This window comes from Paenibacillus sp. FSL W7-1279 (assembly GCF_037969845.1).
In the GTDB taxonomy this organism is placed as follows: Bacteria; Bacillota; Bacilli; order Paenibacillales; family Paenibacillaceae; genus Paenibacillus_AQ.
Map to the genome: position 1 here is coordinate 2,216,877 of NZ_CP150215.1, position 18,334 is coordinate 2,235,210.

The 18,334-nt window shown below is 47.7% G+C and carries 20 protein-coding genes; 16 read left to right on the forward strand and 4 right to left on the reverse strand.

Going from position 1 to position 18,334, the window contains the following annotated elements; translation table 11 throughout:
- Window positions 1–5: 5 nt before the first annotated feature.
- The 5 genes from MKY82_RS09585 to thiI all read left to right on the forward strand — a co-directional run bounded on the left by MKY82_RS09585 (window position 6) and on the right by thiI (window position 4,061).
- Window positions 6–230 carry a DUF1540 domain-containing protein gene (locus MKY82_RS09585; protein ID WP_006209042.1) on the forward strand — a complete coding sequence of 75 codons (225 nt, stop codon included), beginning with the start codon at window positions 6–8 and terminating at the stop codon, window positions 228–230.
- Between the two features lie 69 nt (window positions 231–299).
- Window positions 300–662 (forward strand): hypothetical protein, encoded by a 363-nt coding sequence (locus MKY82_RS09590; protein ID WP_194541648.1) that lies wholly within the window; start codon window positions 300–302, stop codon window positions 660–662.
- A 147-nt stretch (window positions 663–809) separates the two neighbouring features.
- Window positions 810–1,496 carry a lytic transglycosylase domain-containing protein gene (locus MKY82_RS09595; protein WP_339296009.1) on the forward strand — a complete coding sequence of 229 codons (687 nt, stop codon included), beginning with the start codon at window positions 810–812 and terminating at the stop codon, window positions 1,494–1,496.
- Between the two features lie 169 nt (window positions 1,497–1,665).
- Complete coding sequence (locus MKY82_RS09600; RefSeq protein ID WP_339222773.1) at window positions 1,666–2,826, forward strand: cysteine desulfurase family protein; 1,161 nt, start codon at window positions 1,666–1,668, stop codon at window positions 2,824–2,826.
- Entirely contained in the window at window positions 2,823–4,061 is a 1,239-nt protein-coding gene (gene thiI / locus MKY82_RS09605) for a tRNA uracil 4-sulfurtransferase ThiI (RefSeq protein ID WP_339296010.1), read from the forward strand. The genes MKY82_RS09600 and thiI overlap by 4 nt, the downstream gene beginning before the upstream one ends.
- 132 nt (window positions 4,062–4,193) lie before the next feature.
- Here thiI and MKY82_RS09610 read toward each other — a convergent pair whose 3' ends face one another.
- The gene (locus MKY82_RS09610; protein ID WP_220686047.1) at window positions 4,194–4,886 is read right to left on the reverse strand and encodes a TerC family protein; all 693 of its coding nucleotides are present in this window, start codon (window positions 4,884–4,886) and stop codon (window positions 4,194–4,196) included.
- Window positions 4,887–5,017: 131 nt separating this feature from the next.
- On the opposite strand from MKY82_RS09610, the gene MKY82_RS09615 reads away from it, so the two are divergent.
- The 6 genes from MKY82_RS09615 (at window position 5,018) to MKY82_RS09640 (ending at window position 10,394) form a co-directional block, all read left to right on the forward strand.
- Complete coding sequence (locus tag MKY82_RS09615) at window positions 5,018–5,677, forward strand: TerC family protein (protein WP_220686046.1); 660 nt, start codon at window positions 5,018–5,020, stop codon at window positions 5,675–5,677.
- A 246-nt stretch (window positions 5,678–5,923) separates the two neighbouring features.
- Complete coding sequence (locus MKY82_RS09620; RefSeq protein WP_071222959.1) at window positions 5,924–6,436, forward strand: hypothetical protein; 513 nt, start codon at window positions 5,924–5,926, stop codon at window positions 6,434–6,436.
- 152 nt (window positions 6,437–6,588) lie between these two features.
- Window positions 6,589–8,430 (forward strand): translational GTPase TypA, encoded by a 1,842-nt coding sequence (typA, locus tag MKY82_RS09625; protein WP_071222960.1) that lies wholly within the window; start codon window positions 6,589–6,591, stop codon window positions 8,428–8,430.
- A 39-nt stretch (window positions 8,431–8,469) separates the two neighbouring features.
- Window positions 8,470–8,763 carry a YlaH-like family protein gene (locus MKY82_RS09630; protein ID WP_076320612.1) on the forward strand — a complete coding sequence of 98 codons (294 nt, stop codon included), beginning with the start codon at window positions 8,470–8,472 and terminating at the stop codon, window positions 8,761–8,763.
- A gap of 167 nt (window positions 8,764–8,930) precedes the next feature.
- Entirely contained in the window at window positions 8,931–10,037 is a 1,107-nt protein-coding gene (locus MKY82_RS09635) for an LCP family protein (RefSeq protein ID WP_339296011.1), read from the forward strand.
- 75 nt (window positions 10,038–10,112) lie between these two features.
- The gene (locus tag MKY82_RS09640; RefSeq protein ID WP_194541652.1) at window positions 10,113–10,394 is read left to right on the forward strand and encodes a hypothetical protein; all 282 of its coding nucleotides are present in this window, start codon (window positions 10,113–10,115) and stop codon (window positions 10,392–10,394) included.
- Window positions 10,395–10,473: 79 nt separating this feature from the next.
- On the opposite strand, the gene MKY82_RS09645 is transcribed toward MKY82_RS09640, so the two are convergent.
- Window positions 10,474–11,136, reverse strand: a complete 663-nt coding sequence (locus MKY82_RS09645; RefSeq protein WP_194541653.1) for a YhcN/YlaJ family sporulation lipoprotein — start codon at window positions 11,134–11,136, stop codon at window positions 10,474–10,476.
- Between the two features lie 117 nt (window positions 11,137–11,253).
- Here MKY82_RS09645 and MKY82_RS09650 point away from each other — a divergent pair, with 117 nt between their 5' ends.
- Together MKY82_RS09650 and MKY82_RS09655 are read left to right on the forward strand one after the other, a co-directional pair.
- The gene (locus MKY82_RS09650; RefSeq protein WP_194541654.1) at window positions 11,254–12,585 is read left to right on the forward strand and encodes a PhoH family protein; all 1,332 of its coding nucleotides are present in this window, start codon (window positions 11,254–11,256) and stop codon (window positions 12,583–12,585) included.
- Between the two features lie 197 nt (window positions 12,586–12,782).
- Entirely contained in the window at window positions 12,783–14,036 is a 1,254-nt protein-coding gene (locus MKY82_RS09655) for an extracellular solute-binding protein (protein ID WP_339296012.1), read from the forward strand.
- 87 nt (window positions 14,037–14,123) lie between these two features.
- Here the strand turns inward: MKY82_RS09655 and MKY82_RS09660 are convergent, their stop codons facing one another.
- Both MKY82_RS09660 and MKY82_RS09665 read right to left on the reverse strand, forming a co-directional pair.
- Window positions 14,124–15,236 carry a hypothetical protein gene (locus MKY82_RS09660; protein ID WP_339296013.1) on the reverse strand — a complete coding sequence of 371 codons (1,113 nt, stop codon included), beginning with the start codon at window positions 15,234–15,236 and terminating at the stop codon, window positions 14,124–14,126.
- 255 nt (window positions 15,237–15,491) lie between these two features.
- Window positions 15,492–15,728, reverse strand: coding sequence for a DUF2626 domain-containing protein (locus MKY82_RS09665; protein WP_006209059.1), 237 nt, complete (start codon window positions 15,726–15,728; stop codon window positions 15,492–15,494).
- Window positions 15,729–16,069: 341 nt separating this feature from the next.
- On the opposite strand from MKY82_RS09665, the gene MKY82_RS09670 reads away from it, so the two are divergent.
- The 3 genes from MKY82_RS09670 to MKY82_RS09680 all read left to right on the forward strand — a co-directional run bounded on the left by MKY82_RS09670 (window position 16,070) and on the right by MKY82_RS09680 (window position 18,215).
- Window positions 16,070–16,720 carry an RsfA family transcriptional regulator gene (locus MKY82_RS09670; protein ID WP_071222968.1) on the forward strand — a complete coding sequence of 217 codons (651 nt, stop codon included), beginning with the start codon at window positions 16,070–16,072 and terminating at the stop codon, window positions 16,718–16,720.
- Between the two features lie 139 nt (window positions 16,721–16,859).
- Window positions 16,860–17,816: a 2-dehydropantoate 2-reductase gene (locus MKY82_RS09675; RefSeq protein ID WP_339296014.1), complete on the forward strand. Its 957-nt coding sequence runs from the start codon at window positions 16,860–16,862 to the stop codon at window positions 17,814–17,816.
- Between the two features lie 12 nt (window positions 17,817–17,828).
- Window positions 17,829–18,215, forward strand: coding sequence for a DUF3397 domain-containing protein (locus MKY82_RS09680; RefSeq protein ID WP_194541658.1), 387 nt, complete (start codon window positions 17,829–17,831; stop codon window positions 18,213–18,215).
- The last annotated feature ends 119 nt before the right edge of the window (window positions 18,216–18,334 follow it).

Genomic DNA, 18,334 nt, shown 5'->3' on the forward strand with positions numbered 1-18,334 from the left:
CCAAAATGGCCAACGAAGCCAAACCATTAGTGAAGTGTAGTGTCAGCAATTGCCATTACTGGGGAGAACAAAACCTATGTCATGCCGAGATGATCATGATTGAAATTGACCGTCATGCGAATGTAAAACTCAATGAAGAGTATGGAGCAGAGCCCTATGTAGACGACCATCAGGATGTTGCTGACAAGTCTTCCGAGACCTGCTGTTTGACCTTTAAGCCGAAGGGCTGACGGGAAATAAGCCGGATAAAGTCCGGGTGCCGGGCACTTTAGGATGATGGAAATGGAGGAAGCTAGTTTATGGATAAAAAACATCGCAAGCATAAAATGAAGGTTGTAGAAGGCAAGCGAAACCGGATAGACTTCCCGCGCAAAGATCACCGTGAAGAATATGCAGCCGAGGTGGCTCCCCCTGTGGATGCTTCGGCACGAAGAGTGGACGAGGATAAGGCAGACGTCTCTACCGGTCGTACCGTCGGATATGTGGGCTTGGTATTAGGCATCGCCTCCTTGTTCATGTGGTCGGTAATCCTGGGACCCATCGCTGCGGTTGTTGGATATTACGCCTACAGCAAAGGCAGCAAAACGACAGGCGCCTGGTCGATCGGACTCGGCATATTGGCAACGCTCAGTTATTTTATCTTGATTCCTTTCAGTAGATAATTCATTTGATTATGGTGAACATAGGGCGAATCAACCAGAACGGTTGATTCGCTTATTTTTTTGCCGAATAGGTATAGCAGATTGTTCCAGTTCCATGATAAAATAAAGGACAAGTTTGAAATTTCGCTGCAGAAAGTGAGTTAAACGATGCAAATAGATCCGATATCATGGAAGCAAATGACGGATATACCACAGATGAATACGAATTCCACCGAGTCGGCAACCGGATTTGTCAATGTGCTAAGCAGCCTGCTTACCGAAGATTCCACCTCCAAGCCGGTCGAACGTTCGATTACACAGCTTGCGCCTGGCGTAACCTTTAAGGATGGGCTGTTATGGCAGCAGCTAGGAGCTGTAGATGAATCTGCTTCGTCTTTACCAATGGAGGGGGTCGTCCATGACACAGGAGCAACAAAGCCAACGACCTTTGAGGATTTAATTACGGCGGCCGGGGAACGCTATGGCGTGCCGGTATCGCTGATCAAAGCGGTCATCGATTCGGAATCTTCCTTTAATCCAAACGCGGTGTCCTCTGCAGGCGCCAAGGGGCTGATGCAGCTGATGGATGGCACAGCAAGGGGACTTGGGGTAAGCAACCCTTTTGATCCGGCTCAGAATATCGAAGGTGGTACTAAATATCTGTCCAATCTGATTCAGCGGTTTGGCGGAGAAATGGCTATGGTACTTGCAGCGTATAATGCAGGTCCAACCCGTATCGCGAATTTGGGTGTATCCAGTGATGAAGAGCTGATGTCCGTTGCTCATGAATTACCCGAGGAAACCCAAGCATACATCGGTAAAGTCATGAATGCACAATCAAAATACATGTTATAAACCCGCACGGGGATAAATAGGAAGATGATAGAAGATCAAACGATACATGCCGCTTTCCGATCTAAAGATGGAGTGCGGCTTTACCGTTTGGTCTTTTTGTGTAAATATAAAGGTCTGGAATAATAAGTTTTACAACGTGCGATGCGTATGATGGAAAGGGGAAATTACCTTGATATATTGGGATCACGCTGCTACGACCCCTCCCTATGATGAAGTAGTGGACACGTTGGCAGAAGTCATGAAAATGCATTATGCGAATCCGTCAGCACTTCATCGTTCAGGCGAGGCTGCCGCTAAACTGTTGAAAAAGGCAAGAGAGGTATGTGCAGCCGCGCTGGACGTTCAGCCGACGGAGATCGTATTCACTTCCGGGGCAACTGAAGGCAATAACATGGCGATTAAAGGGGCTGCAATGCAGTACAGCAGCCGTGGCCGGCACATCATCACGACGGGAACAGAGCATCCTTCCGTATATGAAAGCTGCAAGCAGCTGGAAACGCTTGGATGGGAAGTGACTTATCTACCGGTAGATGCCGCCGGCGTGGTGGATCTGGCTGCCTTGACGGAAGCTGTGCGCAAAGATACCGTGCTCGTCAGCATCATGCATGTCAATAATGAGACCGGGGCCGTCCAGCCGCTGACTGAAGTGGGTCGTATCGTTAAGGAGCGAAATTCACGAACGCTGCTGCATATCGATGGGGTACAGGGATTTGGCAAATTGCCGGTGACACTCTCCCAGTGGCAGGCCGACTTATACAGCCTGTCTGCCCATAAATTCAACGGTCCGAGAGGAATGGGCGTGCTATATATTAGGCAAGGCGTGCAATTGTTCCCGCTGGTATCGGGCGGATCGCAGGAGAATGGACACCGGGCAGGAACGGAGAATGTTGCCGGAGCGGTAGCGATGTCGAAGGCCATGCGATTATCCAGAGAACGCCAGCCCGAGTTTTATGCAAGGATGACGGAAATAAGAGAACTTCTGGTTCAGGGCATCCGCAAAATCCCGGGATTGGTGTTAAACAGCAACGAACAAAATGCGCCTCATATCATTCATTTTTCGTATCCGGGACTAAAACCCGAGGTGATGGTCCATGCTCTGGAAGAGATGGGCATGCTCGTCTCAACCAAATCCGCTTGCTCCTCTAAATTAAGCGAGCCCAGCCGGGTCCTGTTAGCGATGGGGAAGGACATGGACGTTGCTTCCTCCGGAATTCGCATCAGTCTCGGCAAAGAGCATCAGCTCGGCGATGCAGCGCGGCTTGTCGAAGTCTTGGCAAAAGTTTGCGGGAACCTGCGTCCCGTTATAGAAAGAGAGGGTAACCGGAGATGACCTACGATAAACTGCTGCTTCGCTTTGGCGAATTTACTCTAAAAGGCAAAAACCGCAACCGATTCGAGAGATCGGTCTTGAATCATATTCGAAGCGTGCTCAAACCGTTTCCTGGAGCGAAAATCGTTAAGGAATACGGCCGTTTGTACGTCGAGCTTAACGGAGAATCTCCCGAGGCCTTGATCCATGTCCTTAAAAAAGTATTTGGCCTTGTATCCATCAGTCCAGTTCGTGTATGTCCTTCCGAGCTTGACCGTATTATCGAAACCGCGATTGACTTTGTGGGACAGAAGGCACTGGCTGACCCGTCGACCTTCAAAGTCAATGCGAGAAGGGTGTGGAAACAATTTCCTCATTCCTCGCAAGAGATGAATCATTTAGTCGGATCGCCCTTGCTGCGAACCTATCCACAGCTTAAAGTAAAGGTAAAGCAGCCCGATATGGAGCTTCGTGTGGAAATTCGGGAGAACGAGACGTATCTGTACTATGAAGTGATTCCCGGCGCCGGCGGATATCCGATTGGTACGAATGGGAAGGCCATGCTGCTTCTATCGGGGGGGATCGACAGTCCTGTAGCGGGCTGGTCAGCCATGCGCAGAGGACTTGAAATTGAGTGCGTACACTTCTACAGTTTTCCCTACACCAGCCAACTTGCGAAGGAAAAGGTAATGGAGTTAACAAGGCTGTTATCGGGCTACACCGGGAAAATCAAGCTGCACCTCGTTCCGTTCACGGATGTACAGACTTCGTTTGTCGGCATCGGCCAGGATAATCTGATCATTACGTTTATGCGCAGAGCGATGCTGCGGATTGCTTCCTCGCTTGCTGAGCGGGAAGGGGCATTGGCGATCGTGACGGGTGACAGTCTCGGACAAGTTGCCAGTCAGACGCTGCCCAGCATGAATGTGATCGGCAGAGCCACCGAGCTGCCGCTGCTGCGGCCGCTCGTTATGATGGATAAGAACGATATCATCAACACTGCAATGGACATTGGTACATTCGAGACATCGATATTGCCGTATGAGGATTGCTGTACGCTGTTTGTGCCTAAATCGCCCACCACCAATCCGAATTTGAAGATCATCGAGAAGGTGGAGGCTTCCATTCCCGAGCTGCCTGCACGGATTCAAGCAGCCATTGAAGGTACGGAGACGGTGGTTATTACCCCGGACAGTAACATCGGTGAGCTTGAAGAAAAGCATGCGGAGCCCGTCGTAAACGAAGACTGGTTTTAATCGAGTATCAAGCGAAGGTAACAAGGGTTGAGTAAACCGGACGAGTGTGCACAGGTTTAAACATAAACAACACCCCAAAGCTTCTTAGAAAGCCTTGGGGTGTTGTTTTTTTGTATGCGTATGGACTTTTAATTATGACTGGCTGGATGACTGACGGCGTGCGGCAGATCTTTTTTTCAGATGTCCTGCAGTCAGCACACCGACAATGATGGCAGCAATGAAGAGATATTTAATAATCTGGTGCGCTTCGAAATATCCCATAAAATGCTTCTCTTCGGTAATCATGGAGGACGCCGTGTACGCAAGTACCGCAGAACCTACATAGATAATCCATGGGAAACGGTTGATCAGTTTGATAAACAGCGTGCTGCCCCATACCACGATAGGTACGCTGATGAGCAGGCCCAGCGTTACAAGGATCATATTGTGTTTCGCAGCGCCGGCAACGGCAATGACATTGTCCAGGCCCATAGCGGCATCAGCTACAATGATCGTACGAATAGCAGCGCCAAGGCTTTTCCCGGCTTTGATATTGCCATGGTCATTATTGTCGTCGGTCATCAGCTTGTAGGCAATGCCAATCAGGAGCACGCCTCCCACAAGCAGTAACCAAGGAATGTTAAGCAGCCAGACAACGAGGATGGTGGCAATGATACGAAGAATAACAGCTCCGGCCGTGCCGTAGATAATTGCTTTTTTCTGGGTTTCCTTCGGAAGATTGCGTGCTGCAAGACCGATCACAATGGCATTGTCCCCGGCCAAGATCAGATCCAAAAATACAATGTTGATTAATGCAAGAAAAAATTCAGCGGCTGTGGTTTCCATGAATGTCACTCCTCTTAGAATACGGTCCCACCATTAAACAAAAGTGGATTTATTATAGGCCTATTTTTCCCGATGTGCAAGCATAGCCTGGACAATTTCCACATATGTGTAAAGTGGGGGGTGTTGTTTTAGTGGAGACGATTTTTTTGTTGGGACAGATATTGATGATCAATCTTGTACTCAGTGGCGACAATGCGCTGGTCATCGCGATGGCCAGCAAAGACCTTCCCGAAATACACCGCAGACGGGCGGTCTGGATCGGGACCGCAGGGGCTGTTCTCTTACGGTGTATTCTGACTTTTTTGGCGGTTTTGCTGCTGAAAATTCCATTTTTACAGGCTGGCGGCGCCTTATTGTTGATCTGGATCGCAGTCAAACTCATGATGCAGAAGGAGCATGACCATGCAAACTTGGCCAAAGCTTCAACGATATGGGCTGCAGTCAATACGATATTGATTGCCGATTTCGTGATGAGCCTGGATAATGTCTTGGCCATTGCGGGGCTTGCAAAAGGCGATCTCTCCTTGATTGTCATCGGAATATTATTAAGCATTCCCATCGTTGTATGGGGAAGCGGGATGATCGCAAGCCTGCTTCACAAGTTTCCCGTGCTGCTTTACATAGGTGCCGGTATTCTAGCTTTTACAGCAGGCGAAATGCTCATACAGGATTCCCGCGTAGGGCTGCTACTGGCTTACTGGATGCCTTATGCCCACAATCTGCTGCCGATTGTCATTGCAGGTGCCGTCGTTCTCATTGGCGGATTACAGACGGTGAGACGGCCCTTATAACGGGAGTTTATTTTAACAACCCTTTGGCGGCATATGAGGAAAGCATAGGAAAAATGGATGACTGCTCTTTGCAGTCGTCCATTTTTTGTTGGGTCAATACAGGTATATGGGACGGGGAAAGGATATTTCAAGTGGAACAAGCTCGGGATATGGTTTTTTTTGTCGGTTTGGGCTAAAATTAACGTAACAGCTTTTTTTAGAAACCGCTATTTTTGGTGATACATATATTGAAGAGAGGGTGATCAAATGTCCTCCAGAAAAGATTTGGCGCTGGGTATTTTCATCGTTGTTGCTGGAGTCGTTATTTTGCTCGGCAAGCTTGGTGTATTTGGATTTTTGGGAAGAACGTTATGGCCGCTCGTCCTGCTGCTGCCGGGTATTTTTTTGCATATCATGTTTTTTGGTCGCCGTGCCACTGCCGCGGTTCTGATTCCGGGCGGTATTCTGACGGTATATGGCCTTCTGTTCTTCATATGTATTATTGGGGGATGGGGACTGATGGCTTCATTATGGCCTGTGTTAATTCTCGGCGTGGCTGTCGGCTTGTATGAATATTATCTGTACGAGAGCCCGCGACCAGGCGCTGCGCTGCCGGTTGCGCTTGGACTGACAGTGCTTTCTGTTTTGATTTTCTTCTTCACCTGGCTTGAGACTGGAGCGTTCTACATTATTGCCCTGATCCTGATTGCAGCGGGCGTTTGGATGATCTTCGGGCGCAATCGTTCCGGGCGCAATAATAAATGGAGCAGAGGCTGGTAATTGGTAAGAGGTAAAAGTTGCTGGAAGTTTTCTGAAAAGACTTGATTTTCCCGCTCGTTTACCTATATTATAGGATGTATGTTGAAGCGTCGGCATGTCGTCCGGCGCTTTCTTTGTGGCTCATTCGAACAGAAGGGATTTGAGATATATTTATGCAATCAAGAGATCAGATTCGCAACATTGCCATTATTGCTCACGTTGACCATGGCAAAACAACACTTGTAGACCAACTGCTGCAGCAGTCCGGTATTTTCCGGGAGCATGAGACGCTGCAGGAACGCGCGATGGATTCCAATGATTTGGAGCGCGAACGCGGAATTACCATCCTAGCCAAGAATACGGCTATTACGTATAAAGATTTCTTGATTAACATCGTGGATACACCTGGACACGCCGATTTCGGTGGTGAAGTTGAGCGTATTATGAAAATGGTTGACGGCGTTCTGCTCGTTGTTGACGCTTATGAAGGATGTATGCCTCAGACCAAGTTTGTGTTAGGTAAAGCTCTTGCACATAACTTGACTCCAATCGTCGTTGTGAACAAGATTGACCGTCCAGCCGCCCGCCCAGCTGAAGTGATCGATGAAGTGCTGGATCTGTTCATTGAGCTTGGTGCGAATGACGACCAATTGGACTTCCCCGTTGTATATGCATCTGCCTTAAACGGTACTTCCAGTATGGATCCTGAGAAGCAAGATGATAACATGCTTGCTCTTTACGAGACCATTATTGATCATATCCCTTCCCCTACAGAGAAAGTGGACGAGCCTCTCCAGTTCCTCGTTACCTTGATGGATTACAATGAATATCTTGGACGTATCGCCGTCGGACGCGTGAACCGCGGTGTTATTAAGCAAGGCCAACCGGTTACCGTTATGCTTCGTGACGGCTCGACCAAGAATGCTCGTATCGAGAAGCTGTTCGGCTTCCAGGGATTGAAGCGGATCGAGGTTGCCGAAGCAGGCGCAGGCGACATCGTGGCGATTGCAGGGATCAAAGACATTAACATCGGAGAGACCATTGCAGATCCACAGCATCCGGAGGCATTGCCTGTCCTTAAAATTGATGAACCAACCCTGCAAATGACGTTCCTTGTTAACAACAGTCCTTTTGCCGGACGCGAAGGCAAATGGGTAACATCCCGTAAGCTGCGTGACCGCCTCTTTAAAGAACTGGAAACGGACGTAAGTTTGCGAGTGGATGAGACGGACAGCCCTGATGCTTATATCGTATCGGGACGCGGTGAGCTTCACCTCAGTATTTTGATTGAGAATATGCGCCGTGAAGGTTATGAGCTTCAAGTTTCCAAGCCTGAAGTTATCGTAAGAGAAATTGATGGCGTCAAAATGGAGCCGATCGAACGTTTGATGATCGATGTACCAGAAGAAAGCATGGGTTCCGTTATGGAAAGCCTTGGAACACGCAAGGCTGAAATGGTGAACATGGTGAATAACGGAAATGGCCAAGTGCGTCTGGAATTCTTGATTCCTGCTCGCGGACTTATCGGTTACCGCACCCATTTCCTGACCCTCACACGCGGTTATGGCATCATGAACCACGCATTCGACAGCTACGGTCCGCTTATCGGCGGTCAAGTGGGTGGACGTCACCAAGGTGTGCTGGTTTCAACGGAGAACGGATCTTCAACGTTCTACGGCATGATGTCGGTGGAAGATCGCGGTACCCTGTTCCTGGAACCGGGGACTGAGATTTATGAAGGTATGATCGTCGGGGAGCATACCCGCGATAACGATATCGTCGTTAATATTTGTAAAGAGAAGCAATTGACCAACGTTCGTTCGGCAACGAAGGATGACACGGTTAAATTGAAAACACCGGTTATTTTCTCACTGGAGCAGGCCCTTGAATACTTGAACGACGACGAGTATTGCGAGATTACGCCGAAGTCCGTTCGTCTTCGCAAGAAGATTTTGAACAAGAGTGAGCGCGAACGTGCAGAAAAACATCGTAAAATGGCGCAAGCAAATCTATAATAGATAGAGATTGACTTGTCCAAAAGGAGTGAACCTATCATGCAAGAATGGTTTGCCTCGCACCCACTCATCTCTTATATCGTGATTTTTGTGCTGATCACCTACGTTTACAACAAGGTATTCCGGGTGAAGCAGAAGCTCCCTCTGTTGAAGGAGATTCTCCTGTATATCTTGATGGCTTTGGGTTCGGCGATACTGCTTGTGTTTCAGATTGATAAGCTGCCGATTATCCAGTGCTTGTTAGTAGCAGTGGCATTGATGCTGATGGTGCGTATTCGATATTTTGTTGAAGATCGTCAGAAGAAGAAGGCTCAGACCGAACCAAAATCATAAGTTGATGTAGATTTTTATAAAAAGTGCCTGTATTTTGAATCCGGCAACTTTTTGTCAATCCCCTTCGTTTATAAGAGAGAGAAGTTAACCAAGGTCCGGTAAATGCTTCGTAAGTTGAAGCGTTTATCGGACATTCATCTAATTTGAATGAAATCAGGTGTTATGATATGAATCCTACTCATACCAATCTCCCTCCGAGAGCCAAAAGTGGGGGGAAGGGCAAGAAACAGCCAGTTCCAAAAAAGAAAAAAAGCGCATGGAAATCATTTTTTAAACTCATTCTTATCGTCTTGTTAATTGCAGTTCTGGCTGCAGCAGGTTATGCCGGATATTTGTACATCAAGGGCAATGAGATTATTGAAAAAAGCGGGATCGACAAACCAGTAGCTCCAGGGCAATCCGCTAAGGAAAAACCGATAACGGTGCTTCTCCTGGGAACGGATCATCGCCCGGAAACAGGGACTTACTTGACGGATGTGGTCATGGTCGCTACCATGCATCCGGAAACCAATACGTCGACGCTGGTTTCTCTGCCGCGGGATACGCTCATTGAACTCGATGGATATAAAGCGACGAAGCTGAACGCTTATTACCCAAGGTTTAAAGCGGCATACAATGCTGCGGAGAAAAAGGAACCCGGCAGCGGCATTCCGGCTGAAGAAGAAATGAAAGTCATGATGAGCAAGTATCTTGGCGTTAATATCGACTATGTAACGGTTATCGATTTCCAGGGATTCCGTGATGTGGTGGATACCTTTGGCGGCGTAGATGTCAACGTTCAATACAATATGTGTTACCGCGATACTGCAGACGGGACCGACATTAACCTTACGGTGGGTCCTCAGAAGCTGGATGGCAAGGAGGCGCTGGATTATGTTCGTTACCGTAAATCCAGTGACAGATGTTCGCCAAGAACGAAGGAGTCGAGCGATTTTGAGCGTAATGCCCGCCAAAGCGAAGTATTGCATTCCCTGCTCGATAAGATGAAATCGCTCGGAGGCGTTGCGAAGGTGGGCAATGCTCTGGATGCGGTCAGCGATAACATGACCACCGATTTCGAGCAGGAGCAGATCCGGAATTTGATTGCGACTTATTATGATATCGGAAAAGATGATGTGAAATTCATGCCGGTTACAGGCAATTGGAAGAGCCCTTATGTATATATAAGCAGCAGCGAGCTGGATGCAGCCAGACAAGCGCTGCAAGACGAGCTTGCCGGCAAGCATAACGCTGGCGAGCAGGGGACAGAAGCGGATTCTGCAACAACTCCGTGACAATTGAAGGCAAGTTTTATTGTATGCTATAATACAATGTATCAGATGGAGATCATTGTACAGGAGGCCGAAGGCATGTCCTACCTTATGATGCATACGACACACCCATTGATCTGTACTCGGCAGACGGATTACCCTGCCCATGGATTTGTGGTAGCAGATTCCATGTGGGGATGGGAGCCTTTCAAATGTCATCCTTCTGATTCCATGTCTTCTCAGGCGTGTTCATTCGACATGGGTGTCAATTCCACACCGAACAGGCTGCAAAACTCTGAATATGATACGGGTCACGACGCCTCTGGCGAAGCAGAAATGCTCGCTAAAGGCGTTGTTATGACCTTAAAAAAAGCCCAGTGAGCTTCACTGGGCTTTTTTGTATGAAATTTGGAGACAGGTGACGGACAAACTCGGGTTATGACAGGATTTGTCTTCTTGCCTATTTATTACGGTTCGGGTTGGCTGGTGCATTACCCCGATTATTCGGATTTACCGTTTGTGCACCGTTATCTTGTGCATTACGATCACGAGGTGTTACATCTTTAGGCAGCTGAGGAATGATGCGGCCTACGATGTCAGCGAGTTCACTGGCAAGTCCTGAAACCGGATTTCCCTCCTGAATATGCCGGCCAAGATCGGCAATCCGGTTTGTAACGTCTAAATCAGCCGTAACAAGTGCATTGGCACCTGCCGGATCGGATTGAAGGGCTTCCGCGACTGTGTATTTAATGGTTCCGACTTCTGCCCGATCTAAATTTCCATCTACATTAAGTCCAACAACAGCCGTATTTCCCATGACAACACAGTTTGCGTTTTTAACGCCGGGCACACTCTCTGCCAGTGATTTTAGGTGATTTGCGGTTGTAGCGTCAACTTGTCCGTTGTTATCATTTGCGTTGCCAACCTGTCCCGTATTCGTGTTATCCGGAGTCCAGCCGTCTACATTATTAGTGGTATAACCTCTGTTTTCATTCATATTCTGAACATTGTTAGCAGTGGTTCCATTGGTTTGATTACGAGGAGAGGGTGATGCATTGTTATTGGCGGTCCCGCAGCCTGCGAGCAACAACACCGCTAGCATGATGGATAGAGCAGCTCTCATGGATTGATCTGTCCTTTCGTAGTAGAGTTCGCTAAATTACACCAGTCGCTACGCTTATTATGTCCGGGACGGAAAGGTTTATGTGTGTACCTGATGAAGAAGCAGTGGAGGGATAAGATGAAAAAAATATTTGTGCTGGATACGAACGTATTGCTGCATGATCCTCAGTCGATCTATGCATTCGAGGAGCATGAAGTCATCATTCCTGCGGTGGTTCTTGAAGAAATTGATTCGAAGAAGCGTAACGCGGATGAAATTGGCCGAAATGCCCGCACGGTCTCCCGATTGCTCGATGGGCTAAGAGAACAAGGTCATCTTCATGACGGAGTTCTTCTGGAGAACGGCGGGACGTTGAAGGTTGAGCTGAATCATCGCAGCTTCGTCAAGGTACAGGAGTTATTTAGCGAAGCATCCAACGACAACCGAATTTTGGCTGTCGCGTTAAATTATAAATTGGAGGAGGAGCCGAAGGAGGACGGAAGACCCGTCGTTCTGGTCAGCAAGGATGTGCTTGTTCGAATTAAAGCGGATGTCCTCGGACTCACGACCCAGGATTATTTATCGGACCGTACAGCCGATCCAAGTGAATTGTATCCTGGATTCTCTACCTTAAAGGTACATCCTTCGGTGATCGATGAATTCTACAGCTATCGTTATTTGCCGATTAAACCTCTTCAATTGTCTTATCCGCTTTATCCTCATGAATTTGTTATTCTGAAGGATGAGATGGGGACTGGAAAGTCAGCTCTCCTTCATGTGAATGAGGATGCAACCAGATTGGAGCCGCTCCATTTAAGCAACGAACCTGTATGGGGCATCAGCGCCCGCAACGCCCAACAGCGTATGGCGATTGAGCTTCTTCTAAACGACGATATTCCGCTAGTCACCATTACCGGGAAAGCCGGAACGGGAAAAACCTTGTTGGCATTGGCAGCAGGCCTATCCAAGGTGGAGGATGAGCATAAATACAAAAAACTGCTCATTGCGCGTCCGGTCGTTCCGATGGGGAAGGATATCGGTTATTTGCCTGGCGAAAAAGAAGAGAAACTAAGACCATGGATGCAGCCGATATATGACAATCTGGAATATTTGTTCGACACCAAGAAATCGGGTGATATCGATAAAATATTGATGGGGCTCGGCAGCATCCAGGTGGAAGCACTGACTTATATCCGGGGCCGCTCGATACCAGGCCAGTTCATCATTGTGGATGAAGCCCAAAACTTATCCCGTCATGAAGTCAAAACGATTGTTTCCCGGGCGGGAGAAGGAAGTAAGGTGATCCTCATGGGAGATCCGGAGCAGATTGATCATCCCTACCTGGATGCTGTGAGTAATGGGTTGACCTATGTGGTTGAACGATTCAAGCAAGAAAATCTGAGCGGGCATATTACGCTGACTAAAGGGGAACGCTCCAAGCTGGCTCAGCTGGCTGCCGACTTGTTATAACCTTATATTTCCCGAGAAATGATTCCTTAAAATATCTTGTAGGTTTAAGACTGTTCCAGATTCATAGGACAGTCTTTTTTCCTTCCCATCGTAACTAGTAAAATCTGGACTGAATAATTAACAAAAAAGATAGGACAAGAGTACTAGAAGTTTGGTAAAATAAGGGCATGCGACTATTGAAGGAGTGAAGATGGGATATGAAGCGGAAGAAATATTGGTTCTTATTTGCCATTTTACTGTTGTCTTTATCCAGTTTATCTCCCAGCTTTGACTTCACTCATCACACTAGACGGGAGCCCCCGGGGGATGAGCCTAATCCTCCGCAGCAAAGACCGGAAGTACCGGAGACCGATATGGGTCCGATCAAGGTCGGTGTTCAGGTAAAGCCGGATGAACTGAGACAACTAAAAGCTCTTAATGAGCGTTTTATGGAAGAGACCGGTACTGATGTTGAAATCTTGCCCCTGGAAACGAGTGAAACAAGCAAAGAGTCGTTTCTGCTCGAGATGTCCCTTGGTGAAGGACCTGATATTGTATTAACGGATTCACACTTTATTAAAGCGCTTGCAATGAGTGGATGCCTACTGCCTGTTGATGCTTCTCAGGGCACGCTGCCGGGTGAAGACATCTTGAATGGCCTTCTGCCACCGCTGCAGTGGAACGGGTATCAATGGGGAATGCCGTTTGATATAGACCCCTATATTATGACCTGGCAGACCAAGGGGAAGGACGGAGAACCTTTTAAAATGCCACAGAGCCGTCAGGCATGGCAGGAATATTCGGAGCTGCATAAAGTAAGTCCTATCCTCTTATTTGATTCGAATGATCCTTACGCTTTCGGTGCGGCGGTTCATTTGCTCGAAGGTGATCCCTCCATGCCGGATCAAGAGGTTCTTCATATGCTGATTCGCAATCAGGGAAGATGGGCAGAATCAGAGCAAGGCGCCTTGGAAGCAGAGGTTAATGACCAAGCGTTGACCACCACCGCTATGACGGAAGCAGCCGTGGTCATCAGGCCGTATTCGAGCTTATCAGATCAAGATGACAACGGAATGTCGCATGCATTGGCAATGGGGAAGGCCCGTCTGGATACGCCGGTTGTCCGAACCCGAAGTTTTGCTGTAGCCGCACACACGGAATCATCGGCACTTGCCATGAAATGGATTACGTATATGACCGGCAAAGAGATGCAGCGTGAATGGAGCAAAGCGGCGGGAACGCTCCCCGTTATTTCGGAGCTGTATGTCACGGGTACAAACCTAAGTGATCGGGGCATTTGGCAAAAGGCGGCCGTTCCAGCCCAGGTGCTGCTCTCCAGGAATGAGCCGGCTGCTTTGGATTTTGGGGAGTCGGAAGATTTCCAAACGTATAGCGAAGCAGCCAATCGACTGCTGCTTGGCGAAATCACGATAGAAGAATATATGAAAATGTACACGCCTGCTCAACCATAAAAGAAAAAGCTGCCCAAGTGAACTGCACCCCCATTGTTAGACACATCTAACAGTTGGAGGTGCAGTTCAGCGAAGTGCAGCTTTTTTCTATAAATCCAGCTCCATTTTGACCACTAATCTTTGATCTTGGCTGGATACCTGCGTTGCTTTTAAGAAAGACACCAGCTGCTTGGGATAAAAGTTCATGTCGAATTCTTCCTGCAGTGCTTTGCGCGTGGTGTCAGGCAATTCCAGCCGATTGAACACAAGTTTGTCGACTTGGAACATGATGGCATTCTCCGGTTCGTTAATCACGGTGTATTTTCCTTCAATCAGAAGCGAGAGATTTCCGCTCTCACCCGAAGCAATTACTTTTCCATCGTCAAAATGGAAAGCAAAGCTGTTAAAGATTTCATCTTCGGATCTTAAAAATGCGTTGAGATCATCCTCATGGATATCGATGGTGTACTCCTTGCCGTTTGTTTTCAATATATTCTTGCTTCCCTGAACAAATTGCGGCAAATTCTCCATGGCGCTGGCTAAAGCCTGGAAGTGACGCTTTACCTCATACAGGCCCACGTTCTCCCAATAAAGGGTGAACTCCTCAATCAATTTCTTCATGGCATCCGGGTTGCCGCTGGCTGTCAGTGCTCCGTCAACCTGCTGTTCAAGCGCCACCACCCGTTCACGCTGCTTGACAAGGCTGTCCTTTACATCGACGAGCTGAGAAGCATTGCGTGCGGCTTCAGCCTGGGCGGAGGCAAGGGAGCGGTACTGAAGGTTATATTCCGCAAGTGTATCCCGATCATTTTGAATAATCATATCGTAAAAGTCCATGATCCGGAAAAAACCGGCTAAGTCTTTTGCAGACAACAGCATGAAGAATAGGTTATCCCGCTCACCCATGTAATATGACCGAAGGACGGCAGCCGCCCGATCTCGCCGGTCTTCGATTCGCAAGCCCATATCCTGAATTTTAATTTGCAGTTCGCTCTGGAGCTGCTGCAATTCGGCGATACGTTTGGTTATCCGTTCGATTTCATGGTCGATCTCCACAATGGAGAGGCTGTCCTCCAGAAGTTTGCGCGCCTCTTCCGAATCAGGCATAACCGGGCTTGCATCCTGCTCGGAATATACGGAAGCGGGAGCTCCTATGAAGCAGAACAACAGGGTTATACACAGCATGACCGGGAGGAGAGGTTGTTTTATTCGTACATTCAAACGGGAGTCCTCCTTGAATGGTTGTTAGTCGAAAGGAATCCAACCGCTGTTTGTCCCTTCATTTTAACCAATATATGACGTATACGACTCAATTATCAACCTTTGGGCATTAAAAAAGCGATCCGGCAGCTAAAGCACCTGATCGCTCTTTTAAGTACTCTCATTCTCTAATCGCAAGGAAAATCCACCAGCGTGCCCCAGTTTGTCCAGGTTGAGCGCAGGCGGATCACAAACATCGCTTGCATGGTTTACCTATTAGAGTGGTTTGCCCATAATGAAGACCGTCCAATAGCTAAAGCCTGTGAAGGTCACGATCATATAAGCCCAGAAGAGAAGAATATAGGTTCTCTCCGTGAATTTCAAATATCCCAGGATCACGAAAAATGCAGTCTGCAGGAAGAAAAGCAGTGCCATTTCAATATGATCTCCGGCAAAGGCCATCAACCCGATAGTCAGGGTGAAAAAGCCAAGGACTCGAAACATCCGTGCCACGATTATATCCTCCTCTCGTATGTACGCACATAATGCTGCTATGAACATTATAGCGTTATGGGAAAAACGTGTAAACGCCTAACTCAAGAAAACCCTTTATTTTTTATTATTAACCAGAAGCAGGACGTTGAATTCGTGAATAATTTGGACGAATCTTCCCTTTTGCCTTCGTAAGAGTATGATCTGTAATCAAAATGGAAATACATTTTAGTATCAAATAGATTCTATGAACTCTATGAGAGGCATAGAAATGAATTAAGCAGTTTTTATACCCTATTCAGCAGCCGATTTACGGTATTGAAGACGGTTATTTTAGGATGTCGTTAGGAGGGTTTTATGGTATGTCAGCAGTGAGACAGGATGCATGGAGTGCAGAGGACGACCTAATATTGGCGGAGGTGACCCTTCGTCATATTCGTGAGGGCAGCACCCAATTGGCTGCCTTTGAGGAAGTGGGAGAAAGAATCGGCCGGACATCGGCGGCTTGTGGATTTCGTTGGAACAGCTGCGTTCGCAAGAAATATGAGGATGCTATCAGCTTGGCGAAATCTCAGCGTCAAAAGAGAAGTTATTATAAAAAACAGCCTTCGGTAAGCGGACCGCAGGTTGCCGGTTTGGCTGCTCCGGAACTGGAGCACGATGTCTATAAGAATGATGGTGCAAGCGAAGAAACACTGTCCATCGATGCCGTTATCCGCTTCCTTCGTCAGTGGAAGGGCGGGCTTCAGGAAAGTTCACGTCAGTATAAATTGCTTGAGAAGAACTTGCGTGAGAAAGAGGAAGAGCTTTCAAGACTCCGCAGTGAGAATCAAAGGTTATTGAAGGAAGTCAGCGAAGTGAAAACGGACTATCATGTGGTCAATGACGATTATAAGGCACTGATTCAGATTATGGATCGGGCACGCAGACTTGCTTTCTTAAATGAAGAAGACGAGGAACTTAAGACACGCTTTAAAATGGACGCAAATGGTAACCTAGAACGAATTGAATAGGTAAAGATTAGCTTGCTCCAGCCGTAACCCGCATTAGTGCATTTCATGCGCTTGGCGGGTTATTTGTGCGTATAGGAGATTATTCTGATATATACTAGGACTAGTACTTTGTGGTTGATTACAATAATGGGGGATTATCATGAATATCCATATTATCGGAGCCGGCTCATTGGGGCTGTTATATGCGGGAAAACTTGCGGATACAGGCTGCCGTGTCACGCTATGGTGTCGAAGCGAGGAGCAGGCGGACAAGCTTCGGGCTTCCGGCATAACCATCGAGGAGCCGGGCCGGCACCAGGTCGTTGACGCCCATGCTTTCTCGGTCAGCTCATGGTCATCCTTTGCCGAGTCAAGTGGCGGGGCCGATGCGGATTATCTTTTCCTCATGCTGAAGCAGCAAGGGATCGAAGAGGTGGCAACGGAGATGCTGGCTCTATTTGGGCAAGATCACCGCAGACTCCTATGTTTTCAGAACGGTACAGGCCATTTGGAGCGGCTTCAGGACCTGCTGCCGATGTGGACGATCTACGCCGCCATTACGACGGAAGGGGCCAAGCGTACAAGCAGCGTCTCCGTTTTGCACGCCGGTCACGGAACGACGACAATCGGCAAAATGAAACCTGCCGGGAGCTCATTAGATGCCTTCTCTCAGGAAGATCATGAAATTAAGCTTGTTAAACAGCTGAATAGAGCAGGATTTGAAGCTTTTTTGTCGAATGAAATGGATGAGATGATTAATCGTAAACTGCTGATCAACGCGGTCATTAATCCTTTGACAGCATTGTGGCGGATTCCTAATGGAGAGCTGTTAACTTCCCCAGAACGAGTCAGGCTTATGGAGCAGTTATATAATGAAGGGATCGCCGTATATGAAGCGGCTGGAATTCCTTATGGAAGCGGGCTTTGGGAATGGATCCTATCCGTCTGCCAGTCGACTTCAGGTAACACGTCGTCCATGCTTAAGGATGTAATGGACGGCAGAACGACGGAGGTTGCCTGGATTAACGGTAGCATTGTCCGTTTGGGTCAAAAATATGGCATTTCTGTGCCAAAACACGAGCTGATCACACAGCTCATCGAGGGGATGAATACATAGGGGGTCTTTAGCATGGGTTTTTTGCAGGGGCTGTTTCACACATTAAGTCTTTTTCCGTTCATTCCGTTTTTACTGGTGTATTTCATTGTTTTGCAAAGAAATAAAAATCGAAAGCAAGCGCTGGAACTGGCCATGGATGTAACCACATTTTTCATGCTGTTTTCCGTCTCCGCCTTGTTTAATAATACATTCCAGTCCAAATTCGGGTTCTATCTCATTCTCCTCATGCTGCTCATTGCAGCGGGGCTGATCGGCAGTGCGCAGAACCGCTGGAAAGGCAAGGTTAACGGTAAGAGGCTGCTGCGCGCCGTGTGGCGTCTGGGTTTTGTCAGCATGAGTTTTGGTTATATAGTTTTTACATTTTTTGGTCTCCTCTCCTACATAATTAAGATGATGTAAGTACAATCTAATAACTAGTATTATATGATAAATCTGTTTGATCTCTGGGTCAGGCAGATTTTTCAATTTATTGATTTCTGGATTTTTTTGACCACTGGTTGTATAATCGATAAGCATAT